This window comes from Photobacterium chitinilyticum, from assembly GCF_004104355.1.
Classification (GTDB): Bacteria; Pseudomonadota; Gammaproteobacteria; order Enterobacterales; family Vibrionaceae; genus Photobacterium; species Photobacterium chitinilyticum.
The window spans coordinates 433,478-451,234 of sequence record NZ_RJLM01000002.1 but is presented as its reverse complement, the minus strand read 5'-3'; the positions used below and the strand labels follow the sequence as shown (position 1 = coordinate 451,234).

General features: G+C 47.2%; 12 protein-coding genes. 4 read left to right on the top strand and 8 right to left on the bottom strand.

Annotation, left to right across the window (positions count from 1 at the left end):
* Positions 1-23: 23 nt before the first annotated feature.
* The 3 genes from EDI28_RS08125 to EDI28_RS08115 all read right to left on the bottom strand — a co-directional run bounded on the left by EDI28_RS08125 (position 24) and on the right by EDI28_RS08115 (position 3,859).
* Positions 24-1,457, bottom strand: a complete 1,434-nt coding sequence (locus EDI28_RS08125; RefSeq protein WP_128783344.1) for a Mur ligase family protein — start codon at positions 1,455-1,457, stop codon at positions 24-26.
* A gap of 202 nt (positions 1,458-1,659) precedes the next feature.
* Positions 1,660-2,703 carry a DUF2955 domain-containing protein gene (locus EDI28_RS08120; protein WP_128783343.1) on the bottom strand — a complete coding sequence of 348 codons (1,044 nt, stop codon included), beginning with the start codon at positions 2,701-2,703 and terminating at the stop codon, positions 1,660-1,662.
* A complete protein-coding gene (locus EDI28_RS08115; protein WP_128783342.1) occupies positions 2,693-3,859 on the bottom strand; it encodes an HlyD family secretion protein in 1,167 nt (388 codons plus the stop codon). The genes EDI28_RS08120 and EDI28_RS08115 overlap by 11 nt, the downstream gene beginning before the upstream one ends.
* A 132-nt stretch (positions 3,860-3,991) precedes the next feature.
* On the opposite strand from EDI28_RS08115, the gene EDI28_RS08110 reads away from it, so the two are divergent.
* Together EDI28_RS08110 and EDI28_RS08105 are read left to right on the top strand one after the other, a co-directional pair.
* The gene (locus EDI28_RS08110; protein WP_233353312.1) at positions 3,992-4,357 is read left to right on the top strand and encodes a hypothetical protein; all 366 of its coding nucleotides are present in this window, start codon (positions 3,992-3,994) and stop codon (positions 4,355-4,357) included.
* Positions 4,358-4,473: 116 nt separating this feature from the next.
* A complete protein-coding gene (locus tag EDI28_RS08105; protein WP_128783341.1) occupies positions 4,474-5,475 on the top strand; it encodes a helix-turn-helix transcriptional regulator in 1,002 nt (333 codons plus the stop codon).
* 60 nt (positions 5,476-5,535) lie between these two features.
* Here the strand turns inward: EDI28_RS08105 and EDI28_RS08100 are convergent, their stop codons facing one another.
* Both EDI28_RS08100 and EDI28_RS08095 read right to left on the bottom strand, forming a co-directional pair.
* The gene (locus EDI28_RS08100; protein WP_128783340.1) at positions 5,536-6,810 is read right to left on the bottom strand and encodes a metal-dependent hydrolase family protein; all 1,275 of its coding nucleotides are present in this window, start codon (positions 6,808-6,810) and stop codon (positions 5,536-5,538) included.
* Positions 6,811-6,851: 41 nt separating this feature from the next.
* Positions 6,852-8,312 (bottom strand): pyridoxal phosphate-dependent decarboxylase family protein, encoded by a 1,461-nt coding sequence (locus EDI28_RS08095; protein ID WP_128783339.1) that lies wholly within the window; start codon positions 8,310-8,312, stop codon positions 6,852-6,854.
* Between the two features lie 180 nt (positions 8,313-8,492).
* Here EDI28_RS08095 and EDI28_RS08090 point away from each other — a divergent pair, with 180 nt between their 5' ends.
* Positions 8,493-8,813 (top strand): hypothetical protein, encoded by a 321-nt coding sequence (locus EDI28_RS08090; protein ID WP_128783338.1) that lies wholly within the window; start codon positions 8,493-8,495, stop codon positions 8,811-8,813.
* Between the two features lie 66 nt (positions 8,814-8,879).
* On the opposite strand, the gene EDI28_RS08085 is transcribed toward EDI28_RS08090, so the two are convergent.
* Positions 8,880-10,334 carry an aldo/keto reductase gene (locus EDI28_RS08085; protein ID WP_128783337.1) on the bottom strand — a complete coding sequence of 485 codons (1,455 nt, stop codon included), beginning with the start codon at positions 10,332-10,334 and terminating at the stop codon, positions 8,880-8,882.
* 1,002 nt (positions 10,335-11,336) lie between these two features.
* Here EDI28_RS08085 and EDI28_RS08080 point away from each other — a divergent pair.
* Complete coding sequence (locus EDI28_RS08080) at positions 11,337-12,398, top strand: lactonase family protein (protein ID WP_128783336.1); 1,062 nt, start codon at positions 11,337-11,339, stop codon at positions 12,396-12,398.
* A 106-nt stretch (positions 12,399-12,504) separates the two neighbouring features.
* Here EDI28_RS08080 and EDI28_RS08075 read toward each other — a convergent pair whose 3' ends face one another.
* Together EDI28_RS08075 and EDI28_RS08070 are read right to left on the bottom strand one after the other, a co-directional pair.
* Positions 12,505-15,075 carry a cytochrome-c peroxidase gene (locus tag EDI28_RS08075; RefSeq protein WP_128783335.1) on the bottom strand — a complete coding sequence of 857 codons (2,571 nt, stop codon included), beginning with the start codon at positions 15,073-15,075 and terminating at the stop codon, positions 12,505-12,507.
* A 1,352-nt stretch (positions 15,076-16,427) separates the two neighbouring features.
* Positions 16,428-17,732 (bottom strand): anaerobic C4-dicarboxylate transporter, encoded by a 1,305-nt coding sequence (locus EDI28_RS08070; RefSeq protein WP_128783334.1) that lies wholly within the window; start codon positions 17,730-17,732, stop codon positions 16,428-16,430.
* Positions 17,733-17,757: the final 25 nt, after the last annotated feature.

Below are 17,757 nucleotides of genomic sequence, written 5' to 3'. Positions count from 1 at the left end.
CGCTGTACTTGTTATCGGTTTACTTACATACCTGCAGCCAACCTCAGAGCAGCAAGATCTCCAATATAGGGCTGAGGGTCGTTTTTATTGTCGCTGATATATTGATGCTTCTCCGGTCCCTTGCCACACAGCAACAACACGTCATCAGGCATCAGACAAGAAACGGCACGCTCGATAACGCACTGGCGATCAGGATTCGTACTGCTGTTGCCTATTACCAGCTTGCTCCCCATAGCTGCAAACAAAGTATCCTGGCAAACTCCCAACGGATTGTCGGTCGTAAAGAAGACGTAGTCCGAGTGCGAGCTGCACAACTCGCCAATGGCTGCCGCATCCGCCAAGCGGTCTCCCGTTACTCCAATTACGGTATAAACCCGCCCCTGACTGTGGCGTCGCACATTATCCAAAAGGTTAAGCAAACTATCGTAATTATGGGCATAGTCTATGATTGCCGTGGCACCATTTTTCAGTGGATAGACCTCACTGCGTCCGGGGGCATGCTCCATAGTAGCCAGCATCTCTACGGCTGCTGACATCTCAATGTCCATTGCCGTCAGCATTGCCAATACTGCAAGAGAATTTTCGATATTGAACGTAAATGGCAGGGAGGTGCTAACCGAAAACTGCTGCTCTTGATAGCTAAGCGAAAACTGCCCGCCATGACAGGATGAAGCGATGTCAGAGGCGAATAGATCTGCTCCGGGATCTTGCATACTAAAGGTGACAACCCGCGCCTTGCTTCGACAGCGTTCGATCATCGCCAGCGCCAATTCATCGTCAAGGTTGACTATCGCCACACCGCCGGGTTTAAGCCGGTCAATCAACCTCAACTTAGCCTGAATATAATCATCGCGACTTCGGTGATAATCAAGATGATCACTGCCGATGTTGGTGATGACCACCACATCGAAATCCACAATGCTCACTCTGTCTTGTGACAGTGCATGGCTGCTGACTTCCATCACATTGTGAGTCACGCCCGATTGCTCCATGGCATGAAACAGGTTCAGCAGGCTGATCGCATCCGGTGTGGTATTGTCCAGCTCAACCTGTTCATCACTGAACTGGCAGCCCAGCGTACCAGTATAGGCTGACTTAAACTGACGGTTTAACAAGGCATTGAGGCAATAGGCCACCGTGGTTTTACCGTTTGTCCCCGTAACACCAATTTGCACCAGCTTATCCTGCGGGTACTGGTAATACTGGTTAATCAAACTAACACTGCTACTAAAGCTGGGCGTCAATAGACAAGGAATATCGATATCGAGCGGTTTATTGGCAATCACACCAACAGCGCCTTTCTGGATCGCTTCATCGACTGATTGATGGCTGTCCCAGTTCGGCCCCTGGCGACAAACAAACACATCACCCGGAATAATTTTCTGACTATTGCTCTGAAAACGAATCGCACCGAGCTGGCGCAGTTCGTTAAGATTTACTGTGTGGCATTTTTTCATCGTTATGTCTGTCGCTTAAAGTAAGGGCAATCAGTCATCTTACGCAACAATGTATAAATTCATCATTTCATGACGACTGTGTTGTTATTGTAAGAATTATTTGGCCATCAATGTAATCGAACAGATTGATTAAAGTTATGCGCGGTATCAATTAGAGGGGAGTCGTTCTCAAACGACTTCGTGCACTGACTATGCCGTAATACTAACGGCTTCCGGATACGCTAGCGTGCCTGTCTACCAACCACGCCACCAGTACCAGATATATGCTGGCCAGGAAGATTTGGCCGATACGAGTATAGAAGCTAACATCAATCTCTTTGCCGCCACCTGAGATCACCGAGCCGAACACCACCAGCATGGCTGAGAAGATACCGGCATAAACCGGGGCTTTATGCGGTTCAAGGTAGAGCTTTTGTGCAAACAGCCAAGCAAACAATGTCATCATAGCCAGCAAGAACGGGAACCAGGGAGCCACAACCAACAGCTCATAGGCAATTACCGCCAATATCCCTCCCACCATATTAGTCAGCAGAAGAAAAATGCTCAGCTTGATACTGCCCGGGCTCGTAAGCTGTAGTGACAATATTCCTATAAATGCCAATGTCAGCAAAGCGCCGCTGGCCTGAAAATAATAGAAATACACTATAACCGGAAAACTGATCGCCAACGCCTTCAGTGCATTGCCAACACGCAGGGGCTCAGACAGGGAGACATCACGACGTTGAGCCGAGGACCCATCCGGCTCAATAATCGGCTCAGGCAGGATCTGGTGCATCAACCAAAAAATAACCACCGCCCCGATACCAGATACCATCAACCCCTTACCCAGCAGCAGCGCCGCAGCTGGGTGGATGATCCCCATATAGGGCACCAGCAAAACAGCAATCATCAGGATCATGGCAAAAAAGTTCCAGCGTGGATCCTGAAACAAGTAATAAGCCCAGAACATCAGCAGCCCGATCAACAACAGCAGGATGAGCGGATACTGCGTTACACCGTGACTTACCACCAGCGCAATCAACACCGTAACCACCATTGCCAGAAAAAGTTCGTCAAACGTCCCCCGGCTTGGTGCAGGCCTGTCGACAAAGAACTTTGCCACAAATACCGGCATTATATAGGCCAGCGTCCAGTCAATACTGTATGCCAGCGCTATCGCCAACACGACACCGAGGGTATATCTCAGAGTACGGCGACCAAAGAAACAGGGCAGCGTCTTGGTTGTTGCATCACAATTAGCGGACATAAGACATCCAGCTGATCAGGCGGATCCACATTTTGCCAAAGATATTCATTACTGAATCTCCGTCGGTATACACCATGACATCCGCCTGACCGCCAACCCGCAACAGGCCGCCTGGCCGATTGTCCTCAAAGCGGATCACCACCGGAAACCGCTGGCTCTGCCGCAGCCACCCAGACTGGTTGGCAACAGTTGCCAGCTGCCCGGAAGCCTGAGATTGTTCCCAATTGACGCCGTAATCCATACTGGCAACCCTTCCCCGGAAAACCTCTCCAGGCGCATTATCGAGGGCTAACTCTACCAAATCGCCAACGCGGATATTGCCCAGACTGTTCTCGCGATAATAAGCCTCTACCCAACTGTCTTCACCAGAAACAAAAGTCAGCAATGGCTGGCCTTTGTTAGCATAAAAACCCTCATCAAGGCGAAAGTTCGAGACCCCACCCATTGCCGGGGCTCGAATAACTGTACGCTCTAGGTCAAGTTGCGCTTTCTGCAGGGCCAGCAATGCCACCTGCATCTCGGTATTGTCCTCACCGACCTTACCCAATTGCTTTTTGGCCTGTACCAATCCTGCCCGGGCCGTTTCTACCTGCGCCCTGGCATGAGCAACGGCGGCGCGGGTTTTATCAGCATCAGCCTGAGTGACAATGCCTTTATCGGCCATCGCCAGTACACGGCCTGCCTGACGTCGAATATTTTCCTGATTGACTAGCGCATCAGACAGCTTGACCTGTGCAGCTTCCACCGATGCAGTCTGTACGCCAATCTGCTTCCCGGCCTCCTCCAGCCCCTGCTCGGCTTTCCTTAACGCTATCTGATAATCCGTCGGATCAATCTGGAGCAAGGGGTCACCGGTCTGTACCAAATCATTAGGAGCGACATTTACCTTAGTCACTTCACCCGAAACCAAAGGAGCCAACGGGATCACATTAGCCCGTACCCGCGCCATATCAGTATTAGGAATAATCCTATCTGCAACTAGATAGAAGGCAAACAACCCAATACAGATCAGCAGCACTAACAAGGTGACAGAGCGGGGGCTCGGTGTTCGCCCCGCGGCCTGCTCCTGATAGCTATGATTATCCTGTTCGGCTTGCTCGGCAACTGGAGAAGATTTTGATTCTTGTTGTTTCAGTTCCGGTTCTCTTTGGCTCATTCCGACCTCATCAGCTTCACTGCTCATTGCAAGCAATAAAATGTATGCCGCAATCCTATCTGGTGACGAGTCTTCTTTTTTATCATTTCACGCCACAAAGAAAAGTAAATCAAACAACCCTAATGGCGTAAAATGATAAATACCGCACCGATCATTTTTTATACTTCCTCTCGTTCAACAAACAAACCAACATCACAGCGAGAAATTAAGATGAAAAGCATCTGGGCCAAAATAAAACAGTTCCTGCTTACTCCCTACGGCAAAGCTTATCTGGTCTTTATCACCCTTACCAAACTCTATCTGGTGTACAAATGGGCACTGGACTATGTCAGAAAATTTGGCGGCGAACTGTTTGAAATGATTGGCGCATCGGTCTCAATGGGAGAAAACGCCAGCGTGGTAAGTTTTACTGCTATCTGCGGTTACTACACAATCGAAGCCATTATTAGCATCTTTCGCAGCTCCCCTAAAAAAGTGCAACAAGCCACCCAAGCCTGAACACATAACTGAAAAAATCCCCCTATACTGCAGGGATGCAGTCCGCTAACCCGGTATAATTCTTGATAGCTTTGATATAATACTCCGGACTTAGCCACACCCGCGGAGCAAAAGGAATGACCCAAGGCCAACTGGTCCCGCTGATCAAAACTGCCCATGCCGCTACCCTGATTGAAATGCTCAAACATTTCGAAGCAGATATCTACCCGCTCCTCAAAACAGCGGGACTGCCCGAAGATATCCTCCAGACACACCATGAATTTGTTCCTGAAACCCCAATCAAACATCTGCTGGCCATGATGGCCGAAAAGGCCGATCCGGATCATTATGGTGATTTGCTCCGTACTGCTATTCGCGAGTACTTTATTCCCAAAATGCTCAGGCACTTACACAGCCCGAAAACAATTGGCGAGGCCATAGAGCAATTGCAAACCGCAGTGCAGCACGACTCCCCAACCGCCAAAGTCAGTCTCGAATATTTCAACGGCACGCCGTGGTTCTGCCGCCACAAGCAAAAAGAGCTATCAGACGGCTTCCTATGGGCAGAGGTTTTTGCCATTCTGTTCCTTATTGAATTCATCCGCTTTGCCAGCAAAACCCAATGGCTACCGAACTGTATTGCCGTGCAATCTCCCAGTGCCGACAAACTGGCTGGTATGCTGAACAGCCCTCAAACCGTGCTCTATGCCAACCGCAGCCTGGCCGCCGTCGAACTTTCTAATGACATGCTGGCAATGCCCTTCAATCTACCTGTCAGCTTCACTTCGCCCGACAAGTTGGATAATCGCCCAAAGCCTCTGGGCTATGTGGAAACCATCTATCTGGCCCTTGCTCCTTACCTGTCGCGGCAAACCCTGTCTATCCAGCAGGCTGCCGCTTTGCTGAACACCAGCCCCCGTACCCTACAGCGCCGCCTGTCTGCGGAAAACACCAGCTTCAAGAACATAAGGGAAAACATTATGCTGGCAACCGCCTGCCAGCTGATGGAAAACCGACATTACTCACTAACCGATATCGCATCCGAGCTAGGCTATGCCGATATCGCCCACTTCTCGCGGGCATTCAAAAAGCTGACAGGCTTTCCGCCCAAGGATTACCGCAAGCGTTTCCGGACCTAACTGCAACGACAAAAAAACCGCCTCACGAGAGGCGGTTTCAAATCAGGCAAAACGTTTTGATTACAGGGTGCGGATATCTTTGAAGAGTTCCCCGCCTTTCATCACAACCTTGATATTGTCCGGGTTGGCAAGAATATCCAAATCCTCAACCGGGTTACCGCTGACTAAGAGCATATCGGCAAACGCCCCTTCACGGATCACACCAATATCGCCCTCCGGATATGAGTCCAGCAATCCGGACATTTTCAGCAACTCACCGGCATCCGAGGTCGCCTGCTTGATACCGCGGAACGAACCGAAGTATTTCTTCCGCGCAGAAAACTCTGCGTTTTGTTTGGCATGAACCTCTGGTGTCCCGACCAAATCGGTACCGAACGCACATTTCAGGCCGTATTTCTCGACCAGCTCAGCCTGCTTGAGCAAGCCCCTTCCGACCCGTTCGGTCTTCCGGTAGAGGATTTCGCTATCAAGCGGGATCATCCGGTTGGCAATCAGCTCGGCTGTCGCATATTGCGGAACAATCCAGACTTCCTTGTCCAAGCACATCCGTGCTATCTCATCATCCATAAAAGTGGCATGCTCAAGGGACTTCACCCCCTCTTCCACCGCAATCTTCATCGCAGGGCCGGCATGAATATGGCTGCAAACATACGATCCGTAATTGGTCACGGTTTCTACAATCGCCCGTAGCTCTTCCCGGGTATATTGGATCGTATCAAGCGGATCAAACAGCGATGATGCCCCGCCGCCGCCAAACACCTTTATGTGAGAGGCCCCCATGAAGATTTGGTCACGGGTTCGCTTCAGGCACTCCGGTACGCCGTCAGCCAGTATCAGATGCCCCTGACGCATGAAGCTCGAGTCCTCCAGATTCTGGTTGAAATTGGAACGCTGGGTCCGGCTTTGCCTATAGTCGGCATGACCACAGGTTTGTGAAATCGCACCATAGCTCGGGTAAATCCGCGGACCAGGCACAAAATGATTGTCGATACTCTGCTTCAAACCATAGCAGTTACTGCCGACATCTCGGACCGTGGTAAAACCCCGTTCCAGCATCTGGCGGGCAATCACCGTCGAACGCACCGCTACCTCTTCCGAGGTCATGTTATCCATGGCCTTGAAGGTATCCGAAAAAGAGATGTGAGTATGAGCATCAATCAAGCCCGGGATCACCGTATAGCCTGCCGCGTCAATCACCTGGTCATATTCCGCCCCAGAATGTTGCTGACAGGCAATCTCAGTGACAACCCCATCTTCGACACTGATAAAACACCCCGGTTTTACCACCTCATTAATCCCGTCAAACAGTGAAACATTCTTTACTAGCACTTTCATAATCTATCTCCTGTCAATACTTGTTCAGGCAATCTGCCGGGTTACTCACACTGTGCAGTCGCTTCGCCTAGCTGGCACGCTTCCAGTTCGATATGGTAGATTTCGATAATTTTCTCCGCCGTAGCGTCAATATCCTCTGCCGTGGTATGGCAGTTCAGGACAGAGAAAAGCATGGTCTTTAACCCCTTGTAGCCCGACGTTGACGGGTAGCAGAAGCCATCTTGCTGCAACTGGTGTACAACTCGCGCGGTCAGGTGGTTTCGGAACTCGTCGCCACCGATACCGAACTGCGCCGAAAATCGGTTGGACACTACATCATTGAGAATGGTGATCCCGTCGACGTGGCGAAGCCTGTCAGCCATTCTCTGTGCCAACACACAACAATTGTCGAGGTGCGCCTGAATACCCTCTTTGCCCAGCGCCTTGATAGCGGCATAGACAGGCACACCACGGGCCCGACGCGATGCCGAAATTCCAAAATTAATCGCATTGCGATCCGGCTTGGCAATCGCATCTGTCAGGTAGTCACCCATGCTGTTGCCCCCCATGGCTGTTGCCAGCAAGGTGGCATCACGGACAATCACCATCCCGCTGTCATAGGGCATGTTGAACCATTTGTGACCGTCGGTATCCCACGAATCCGCTTTCTCAATCCCTTTGAGCAGGTGCTTCTGGTTATCGCTCACGGCAGACCAAAGGCCAATCGCTCCGTCGACATGCAGCCAGGCATTAGGGTGAGCCTGGACATGAGCTGCAATCTCCTCGAACGGATCAAATGCTCCGGAATCAATACAACCAGCCTGGGCACAAACCAGTGTCGGGCCATCGCATCGGTCCAAAATCGCCGGCAGGTGGTCAGGAATAATTCTCAAGTTGTTGTCGGTAGGAATGGTCTTGATATCGTTCACACCGATACCGATCATCGAGAGCGCACGCTTAATGGTTGAGTGGATCTGATCACTCACCACAACATGAATACGCGGCGCGTTATACAGGCCCTGAGTCGCCACATCCCATCCGGCCTTTTGCAGCAGGCTGTTACGGGCTGTGATCAGTGCGGTATAGATAGCTTCTTGAGCTCCGGAGGTAAAGCCGACTCCGGCGGTATCTGGCAGGCCGAGCAACTCCAGCATCCACTCGGCAGCAGTTTCTTCAACAACCGATGTGCCCGGGCTGGAAACATAATACGGTACATTCTGATCCCAGGCGCTTACCAGCCAGTCTGCAGCCAGAGCAACCGGGAAGGAACCACCGATGGCATAGCCGAAATAACGAGGGCCGCCCGATCCAATCAGGCCGCTTTCAACATTGGTCACCAGCTCATCCAACACCTGTTCCGGATTGCTCGGTTTCTGCGGCAGGCTTCCACCGATCTTTCGGCGCAGCGATTGAGAAGTGACCTGCTTATCAATAGGCCTTTCCGGCAAAGATTCCAGATAATCAACGGCATGGGAAAGTGAGCGGTTCAGCAGCTTGCTGTACTGGTTAAACTGATGAGACATGGCGTACCTCTTTGGTTAATGACTGTGTCTAGTGCCATAAATTAAAGGTTTCGCCATGCTTTATTTATCATTTCACGCCATCTGAATACAAAGTACTCTGATTTATCCATGTCGCAAATTGGTAAAAACAGTAACACCCGCACCAGTACAGTGGAGACAAAACCAATCGGAGAATAAACCATGAAACGATTATCGCTATTAGCCGCCGTCTCTATAACATTATTCAGTACCCTACCAGCCCACGCAGAGATCTTTAGCAATGCCGCCAAGCTCGGCGCAAATGCCGGCGCTATGCAATATTGCAAAAAAATAGACACCTCGAATCAAGGTAAATACAACCTGTTGGGGATCAAGACACTAAAAGAATACGAGCAACTAGATTCAGGGGACCGAGCAAAGGCGCTTGTCTATAGAAAGAAGGCTGAACAGAAGGGAATTTATCTCTCGGAGCCACTCAACAAGGAACGATGCAGAAAGATTCGCCGTACCCTTCACCTTTGAATCTAAAAAAGGACTTGGTTCACGGAGAACCAAGCCCTTTTCAGTCAGGTACTCGTCGACATCCAGTTATTGTTTAACTACAACACCATCATATAGATATTCAAGATCATCGTCCGTCAGCATTTTTGAGAGACCAAGCGAAGCAACCGTTCGTCGTAGCTGAGGAATTGTGATAGGACCGACAGCCAACATATCCGCTCTTTCATGTGCAAGCGCATATGCATTGATCATCTGGTCTACTGTATAGATGGTACAATGCTCACTGTTGAAATCATCAGTAAATTGCACCACTCTCTCATATCTCTGCCTATTGTCTTCAGTGAAAATTGAATAAAATACATTTTTCCAATATGGGTCACCCGCATCATACTTCTCTTTTGCAGACGCCTTAGCATTCTGCCACCGAGGTTCGGGTTTATCCAGAATACTAAAACCTCCCAGAGGAGAGTATGACATTATTTTGATACCTTTCTGAAACTCTGGGCTACTCATTTCCTTGTGAAAGACTTGTATACCTCCAGCGTGTATTGATCTCTCGGACATTTCAAATAAAGAGAAATAGGGACTATTCAGTACCGGTTTAAGTAAGTCAGAATTTTCCGAGGCTAACTTTAAAGATTCATTAACTCTTGGTGTTCTCCAATTAGATACACCAATTTGCCAAACCTTGTCTGTTATTTCTTGGGCGCTGAGTGCCTTCAAAATTCTATTTACCGGTGTTTGCGGTCTATCAATCTCATCAAATTTGAAGAAATCGGCATCATCACGGTGCATCAGATAAACTGTAATATCATTGCTTAAATGGTTAGCCGTATGATGTAGCTCTCCCGATACGCGGGATTTAATCTGCTCTTCGCTACCGTATAAACGACTGGAATATGTACCGCTAGGTGCATTTTTTACCTCAATTCCCCCGTCGTCCGTAATGGTCGGTTTTTCACCCAATAGCCCCTGCTCACGAAGAACCGTTAGCAATTCCTCAGAATGACTGCCTGAATCAAGCTTTTGCGAGTAGTATAAGTCAAGGGGGAACCCCCCTTTTGATATCGTATAAAGATTTCTATCTGGATTCAGACTGCCATTGCTATAGAATCCGTCCTCGTGTATTTCACTATTTTTATAGTCCAGCCATTTCCCCAGCTTGTCTTCGATATTGCCAACATAAATTGGAGAGGTATCAAAAGTATTTATTCCCAACTTAACAGCTTCATCAAGAATAGCATGTAGCTCTTCATCTGAAATTTCTTGTTGTCCGTCTACAACCCAATTGGCTTGGATCAAGTGATCAGTACCCATAACTAATCTAGAAAACTTTTTACAATCGTTTTCTTTGTCACAAATATCAACATACTCCATTTCTTGATTGACTGGAGTTTTCCCTACGGTGCAATTTGCGAACGCTGAGCCCCAACTTATCATTGCAATAACTGGCAATATATATAAAGCCAACTTTTTTGGTCTTAAGTTTTCGTTGCAACTTAGATTAGAAGTATAACCCAGAGTTTTTTTTTGAAACTTCACTATTACCTTTCCTTGTTTTTAGTAATTAAAACATTATTAGACAAAATACCAATGCAACAAAGCCATCCGACAGCAACCTTGAGACCGCTACAATGTTAGTTTTGCTGATATCTATAAAGAATATTAATTATCGGCTATGTATTAACTCAATTAGATTGCTAACTAGCTAGGTTAAATGGCACTGGTGAACGACATTCCCACAAATGGATACCAGCTGCGTGTGTCTGGCCATGTGTTTCCATAGGTCTTCCTTTCCCTTGGATTATCTCAACTGCTGTCTATGTTGCCTTTCTATGCCACTAAAAACATCCTCCCAACTCCATGAGGATAAGGGTGAGTCAGAGGGAGTAGGTACTAAAATATTGATTTTTATGGTTTTTATTAAAAACCCACAATATGCAACAGAATCAATATTGGAATTCTGAGCCTTGATTAGCCGAGTCGCCTAACGTATCAAAAGACCACGTTGCTTAGTGTTGCAACGGACGCTGTTTCTGTTTACACACGATAACACTGGGCAAGGCCTGTAAAAGTAGCGCCCTACATTCTGTTACCAACCTTAAATCCAACCATCATTTACTCGATCATCGCTTTCATTGTGCCAACAATAAGCAGTGTTTTCGCTACATCACAAGAGCGAATCTTCAGATAAGAGCAAAACGGCAAATTGAATGTTAATCCTTTGTGAGCAAATGAGTTAATTTGAACATAATGAATACCTTGTAACATTATCTTTACTTCAATTCTACGCCCCGCCTGCTACCCATCTACACCTGAGAAAGAACAAGAAGGGATGATGCGCCCCAACATGCATATGGTGTATTATCTTAAATGGTCCCAAACTCTTGTTCCGAGACCACTGTTCAATAGACAAATAAAACAATGGATTTACTGAATACATATATCTCTTTCGAGCCCCCGCTCGGTTAGTGCAACGCGTATTGTATTTGTTGTCGCCGAACTCAGTTTAATTAGAGAAAGTCGGCATGATGTGAGGCTATTATGACAAGTGAAAGAATGTTTATTGGTTGTTATTCAGCACCAATTGGCACAATGAAAAATGAAGGTGAAGGTATTGTTAGCTGCCTATTGGATACTAATACTGGCGAATTTTCCGATCTGAAACTTAGTGCCGTTACCATCAATCCCTCTTACCTAATCACAACCAAAAATAATTCACTCTTTTGTATACAAGAGGCGTTTGCTGGGCAACAGCCTGTGCTAAGTCGCTACTATATAAATGGTGATGGGGAGCTCAACCACTGCCAAGATGTTTCAATGAGCGGCGAATTTGCTTGTCATCTTGCGATTGATCCTCAAGGTGAATTTGTCACTACGGCTCAATACGGCAGTGGCAGTTTTGAACTGTTTCCGTTAAATAAGAATAACGATCTCGGCCCTGCCTGTGATCTAATTCAACATCAAGGCAGTGGCCCAAACCTTGATCGCCAAGAAGGCCCTCACGGGCACCATATCTCCTTTTTAAATCACAGTGACACCTTAGTTACCGTAGATTTAGGCATTGATACAATAGGCTTCTACCCCTTTGATAGAAGCCAGGGGAAAATACTCAGCCAACAGGCCAAGCAGGTTGAACTGCCAAAAGGATGTGGGCCTCGTCATGTCATTTTCACTAAAGATGAAACAACAGCATTTGTGCTGTGTGAGCTATCGGAAGAAGTGATCGTCTTACGCCATACAAAAGGTCAATGGCAAATCACTATGCGATACCAACCCTTTGAGCCGCATAACCTTGGCGGAGCAACAGCCGCAATTCGGCTATCCGCGGACGAAAGGTTTATCTATGTATCAGGACGCCATCAAGCCCAAATTGCCTGCCTTGAGGTAGATTCCCAATATTCACTTCACTTGGTGGAGCGCACCAGCACCTTAGGCCTATTCCCAAGAGATTTTAATCTCAGCGCCGATGACAAATGGTTGGTTGTCGCCAATCAAAATTCTCACAATATCGTGAGCTTTAAACGAAACCCTAATAGTGGAAAACTCATCACTTCTGGCCATCAATTCGAAACGGGCAGCCCTGTTTGTATCGCGTTTAATTAATACCTTCAGTGCTGCTAGATAGCAAAAAAGGGCTTGGTTCACGGAGAACCAAGCCCTTTTCAGTCAGCCTGTGTTTTGGCTATTTATAACTTTCTACTTAATCATCCTATGGGATGTCAGGAATGGTGCCGCCCACTCGCTCGAAGAAGGTAGCGAACATTTCCGTAGACCCATCCTTACCTGTCGCCTCTAACGTGATCATATCATCGACAATCTGACCGTTTTCCATTTTATGGCCATTGGCAATTGATAACTCAGGACCATCAAACGGTGCAGAACGATAACGAATACGCTCATCAGTCAGAGTACGCATCCAGGCTGCAATCTTCGCCTGTCGCTCAGGTTTACCTAGCAGCTGACCAATTGGCTCGATATCCGGATCAAGATCTTCATTTCCCGGGAAGTCACCACCACGGGTATAGAAGGCCACAACATCTTCCAGCGACAGATATTTACCGTTGTGGAAATAAGGTGCCGTTAACTCAATATTACGCAGAGTCGGCACTTTCATGTGGCCCTTCACGCTGGCCTTACCCTCCTCGGCTGACACAAGAGGCAAATTTGGCCACAGTGTATCATTACCATTGTTCGACTGGATTGATAGCGCAATTGGGCCAGGTAGGTCTTGTCGACCTCGACCTAAATCTTCCTCTGTTGAGCGGACACCAACATTGTAGAACCCTGAATCATACAATCCCTTATCGGCACTATTAGCAAGTCGCATTGCTTCAATGGGTTCAACAAGTGTGAACTCAAGCGTAGCAGTACTGAACATCGGGCCGTCATGGCAGCCATTACAGCCAGTGCCGCCGCTGAGGAATCGACTGAACCCTTCTTTTTCTGCCTCAGTCAAGTCACCCTCACCACGGGCAAACTTATCAAACTTACTCTCGCCTGATAACAAAGTACGCTCGTAAGCCTGTACAGCAATACCAAAGATGAAGGCAAAGTTTGCTTCCATCATGCTGTAATCTTCCCACACGTTAGTTACCGGATGTTGCAGCGATACAGGCAGGGCACTATCCCAGTACTGCTCTTGGAAAGCACTCTTGATCATTTCCTCGTAGCTGGTTGTGAGCCCTTTATCATTTTCAGCTATTCCGCCAAGCATACTATCTTCAGAATGTACTTTCTGAAGGCCAAGTGGCTTAACCCGGCTATCAAGTAGTTTCATCGCAAGCTGAGGGAAGAAGCGGCTGCGGTCTACCGGCCCACAAGCCATTTCAACATGGCTTTCAAACGGACCAACAGCCTGTGAGGCCAAAGAGGAGAAATCAAGGAGGAAGTCAGTGTCTTTTTCAATCACGCCGGAGCCAGTAACCTTATAAACACCGGCTTCTTTATCAACGGGTCCCAGCGGGTTTTCGCCGTTAAATAAGCGGTGCGCCCTTCCGTCCCAGAACTGGAAAGTGTTGAAGGCGGCATTGATAACTGTCGGAGCCTGACGACCAGTAACCAGCCTGAAATCACCCTCTAGATCTTGACATATATCCTCACCCGACTGATCAGGGTTAATTTCGACAAACTCAGCATTCATTACCCCTTGTGAACCAAGCACAGTATTAAGCGGGAAATCAGATGACGTTACCTCTAAATTGCCCGGTCCGTCTGCAAATTGGTTTTTGGTCCGCCAGTCAGCACCAGACAAACTATGGCAAGATGCACAGGCCACCTTGTTATCTGATCCAACCTGGGTATCCCAGAATAAAGCTTTACCCAATTTTTCCAGTGCGTATTGATCCTTTACAACCAGATCGCTGAGTGATCCTATGGTATTAAACTGGCGATCCATGACCCTGGGTTCAGGCAGCAATGAAGGATCCATCACATATTCCAGCGCTTCGAAACGAAGGTGATCGATGAAGTTGCCTGTCAAAGCCCCCTCTGGATGAGATTCCTCATGAGAAGCCATTACAACCGGAGCACACATATTGCCATTCTCTAACGCCATCAACATGGCATCAGTCAACGGAAGGTTAAGCTGAAGCAGGCTAAATTCAGGTGTCGGAGCCAACGGACCTACATTGACATCAGGTATTTGTGGTGGAATTTCCGGACCGATAATCACTTCCCCAAGCAGTTCGTTTGGCGGCAGTGATAGAAACAATTCACCCGTGCTACAGTTCGTTAGTTCTATCGATGCAACATCACTCGCGGAAGTAATACCACCAATAGCAATTTCAATATCCAATTTATCACCAAAGGTGGCAATGCCCGCCTCCCCACCAACGGGAATGCCATTGGCATCAGTAAGTTCAACACCGTTTACTAAAGTAAGCAGCGCATTGAACTCATGATCCGGTTCAAGTTCTTCGCCGGTTCCAGCCGAGCGCCTCAGCGCAAGCCTCAACTCTGAATTATCACGCTCTTGAAGGCGCTTCAGTAAGTTTTTTTCATCTCTCTGGCTCTGACGTAAATCCCGATCCTGCTCTCGCAGACTAGCTATCAGCTCATGGTCTACAGGTCGACTTCGCGTGGCCTGCCTAATCTCCTGTTTGATACTTTGCCGCTCCGTCCGATGCTGCTCCAAGAGTGTTTTATAATCCAAGCCTTGTTCCTGCAACGTCAGTTGCATTTCTTCTTCGATACCGCCGCTAGCAATTGAACTGGCCAATGAAAAAGCAACGAATAAAGGTATCGTTGCATATTTTGCCAATCGCCTCGGTTTATTGTGCATAACTCAACTCCTGCTATTTGGTCAATTAAACAGACCAAAAAAAATAATGGATCATGTTATTTGTTATCGGGGACCACATCATTTTCATCAGTGAAAGATGAACATTCCCCCTTACCCAAAAATTTAGCTCCAATAATAAAAACATGCGACCGCATAAAAAGCTGAAATTCACAAGGTAATAAGAATCAACCTAGTAAAAAATAACTACTCGCAATAACTCAAAATACGCACCATTTATATAATTGCGAATAAAAACTAGAGTTATGAGTAGAGAAAGCCAGTAATAAATACCTATATCCTGCTCAATAACATTGATTAAAACCTTTAACTCTCTTTAAAATCACCGACTAGTAGCCCCATCAGAATTATATTGAAGAATGAAAAATTTCAATCATAAAAATTCGCATATTGAGAATCACATTTTCGCTCATTCTTTTTTATTAGAAATTCGCATGCGTTTGTACTAGTTCTCACTATTGTAGCTTCATCAGATATTCTTCTTAGTTATAAGAATTAAGGCTGTATGATGTAAAGATTCTAATAATTGATAAGATAAAAAAACACAACAAACTAGACATATAAAAAGCAAAAAATCACACAAGTAACATTAAGCGCATGTTAATAAAAGGAAATAACCTTATACATTATTTGTTTTATTAATACTGAGCACTTGATATCCACAAAAAAAGTACTAAGTAGCAGCTTATAAATATGCTTATATCCATAAGAAACTCGTATAATCCAAACAACAGACACCAGGTTACACACCATTTATCTGGTACCAAGCCACTGGTAATCCTTATATCACTGTCCTATTTTAATCATTACCTTTGTTCTAATGGATTGATATTTATGTCTAGTACTTTCACATTACCCTCTATCTAAGTCATGTGTCATTTACTATTTAAATTCAGTAGGTCACCCTTCAATGAAAAATATACAATCCAGCTAAATGTAATAAACCCGGAAAAAACACCGCCTCTCAAGCATTGAAGAAAAATGAATGCAGTTACCAAGGTAGCTCATCACCCCTACCCTCCTAACACACTCTTAGTCAGTTTTATTTGACCATGCTTACCTAGCTATCCACACCTCTCATTTGTAAATTGTCAGCATAGATAATTATTCAAGAGCAAGACTAAGGAAGATACACCTATATTATTCATTGCTTAGAATATAGGAGTTTCAGGTTATCAATCCTAGCAAGTTAAGCAAGTGACTCAGGAAAAGGTAGAAAAGATGCGCGGGATAGAAAGCCCTCAATAATGAGGGCTTCGAGTGCAACCGTAAGAATAGTCGCGGGGATAGTGGCAACGAGTGAATAGGCTAGTTATTAAGCGAACTCGCCATTTCTAAACAAAGATATTGGCCAGAACAAACCCGAACGGTACAGCACCGACAATGCCCAGCATACCCGGTAGGAAGAACGGGTGGTTGACGATATAAGAACCATTCCACTTATTGCTGAGAAAAGAGCCCGTATCATCCGTTGCGATGGCAAACGCCGTTGTTGGGTAGATGTTGGTCATATACAGCGCACTCACCGCAACAAAGCTAGCCAGAATAGTCGCAGGATCCACATTCAGCGATGCCGCGATAGGCACTAACAAAGCACTGGTTGCCCCCTGACTGAACAGCAACGCCGACGTCCCGAAGAATACCACAGCCAACAGTGCCGGATACTCGCTCAGCACATCGCCAGCCATCGTTTTGATCTCCGGAATGTGAACCCCAATAATTGTCGAGCTCAGCCACACAATACCGAGGATCACAATCAGGCTTTCCGCCCCGTCAGCAAAAATCGGTGCTTTCTTGATTGTGGTGAGCTGGACCTTGCACACCATCGCCATAATAAAACTGGTTAGCAGCATCACGATAACGATAATATCGCGCGATCCCAAAGTATGGCCGATCAACGGCTTGAACAGCAGCAAAACAACAATGAACATCACACCAGCGAGGAACAACCAAACCGAGCGCTTGGCCTCGATGCTCGGCTCAATTTGCTTCTGCTCTTCAGGGGTGAAATTTACCAAGCCTTTTTCGACACGATCCTTGAAGATCGGATCATCTTTGAGCTCACAGCCCTGACGGCTGGCAACAAACGATGCCACAACCACCCCGAACAAGGCCGACGGCATGATCACGCTCAGCGCAGTGCCGAAGCTCACGCCCATTTGTTCGACCACCACATACATCGCCGCAGTAGCCGCCGAGATTGGCGAAGCTGTAATGGCGATCTGCGAAGCAACAACTGCCGAACTCAACGGCTGGCTCGGGCGCACACCGTTTTCCTTGGCAACCTGCTGGATCACATTCAGTACCGACATCGCGGTATAACCCGTCCCGGCCAGTGTCGTCAGTACAAAGGTTGTAGCCGGGGCCAATATATTGATGTACTTGGGATGATTACGCAGCATTTTCTCGGCACAGCTGACCATATAGCTCATGCCACCAGCCTGCTGCATCACTGACAGCGCCAGGATCACCGACATGATGATCAAAATAACCGATACCGGAATACTGCCCGGCGGCAGACCAAGGCCAAAAACGGCAATCGCCATTCCTAAGCCTCCGGCCAGACCGACACCGATCCCACCAAGGCGAGCGGCCAAAATAATGGCCCCAAGCAACAGACACGTTTGGATAATAATCATTGGATACCTCCACTCCCGTTATTGG

Bases quoted from the DNA above. Each gene is read 5' to 3' on its own strand.
- EDI28_RS08115 (WP_128783342.1), bottom strand. From the start codon at position 3,859: ATGAGCCAAAGAGAACCGGAACTGAAACAACAAGAATCAAAATCTTCT.
- EDI28_RS08090 (WP_128783338.1), top strand. From the start codon at position 8,493: ATGAAACGATTATCGCTATTAGCCGCCGTCTCTATAACATTATTCAGT.
- EDI28_RS08080 (WP_128783336.1), top strand. From the start codon at position 11,337: ATGACAAGTGAAAGAATGTTTATTGGTTGTTATTCAGCACCAATTGGC.
- EDI28_RS08070 (WP_128783334.1), bottom strand. From the start codon at position 17,732: ATGATTATTATCCAAACGTGTCTGTTGCTTGGGGCCATTATTTTGGCC.
- EDI28_RS08075 (WP_128783335.1), bottom strand. From the start codon at position 15,075: ATGCACAATAAACCGAGGCGATTGGCAAAATATGCAACGATACCTTTA.
- EDI28_RS08100 (WP_128783340.1), bottom strand. From the start codon at position 6,810: ATGAAAGTGCTAGTAAAGAATGTTTCACTGTTTGACGGGATTAATGAG.
- EDI28_RS08110 (WP_233353312.1), top strand. From the start codon at position 3,992: ATGATAAATACCGCACCGATCATTTTTTATACTTCCTCTCGTTCAACA.
- EDI28_RS08120 (WP_128783343.1), bottom strand. From the start codon at position 2,703: ATGTCCGCTAATTGTGATGCAACAACCAAGACGCTGCCCTGTTTCTTT.
- EDI28_RS08125 (WP_128783344.1), bottom strand. From the start codon at position 1,457: ATGAAAAAATGCCACACAGTAAATCTTAACGAACTGCGCCAGCTCGGT.
- EDI28_RS08105 (WP_128783341.1), top strand. From the start codon at position 4,474: ATGACCCAAGGCCAACTGGTCCCGCTGATCAAAACTGCCCATGCCGCT.
- EDI28_RS08095 (WP_128783339.1), bottom strand. From the start codon at position 8,312: ATGTCTCATCAGTTTAACCAGTACAGCAAGCTGCTGAACCGCTCACTT.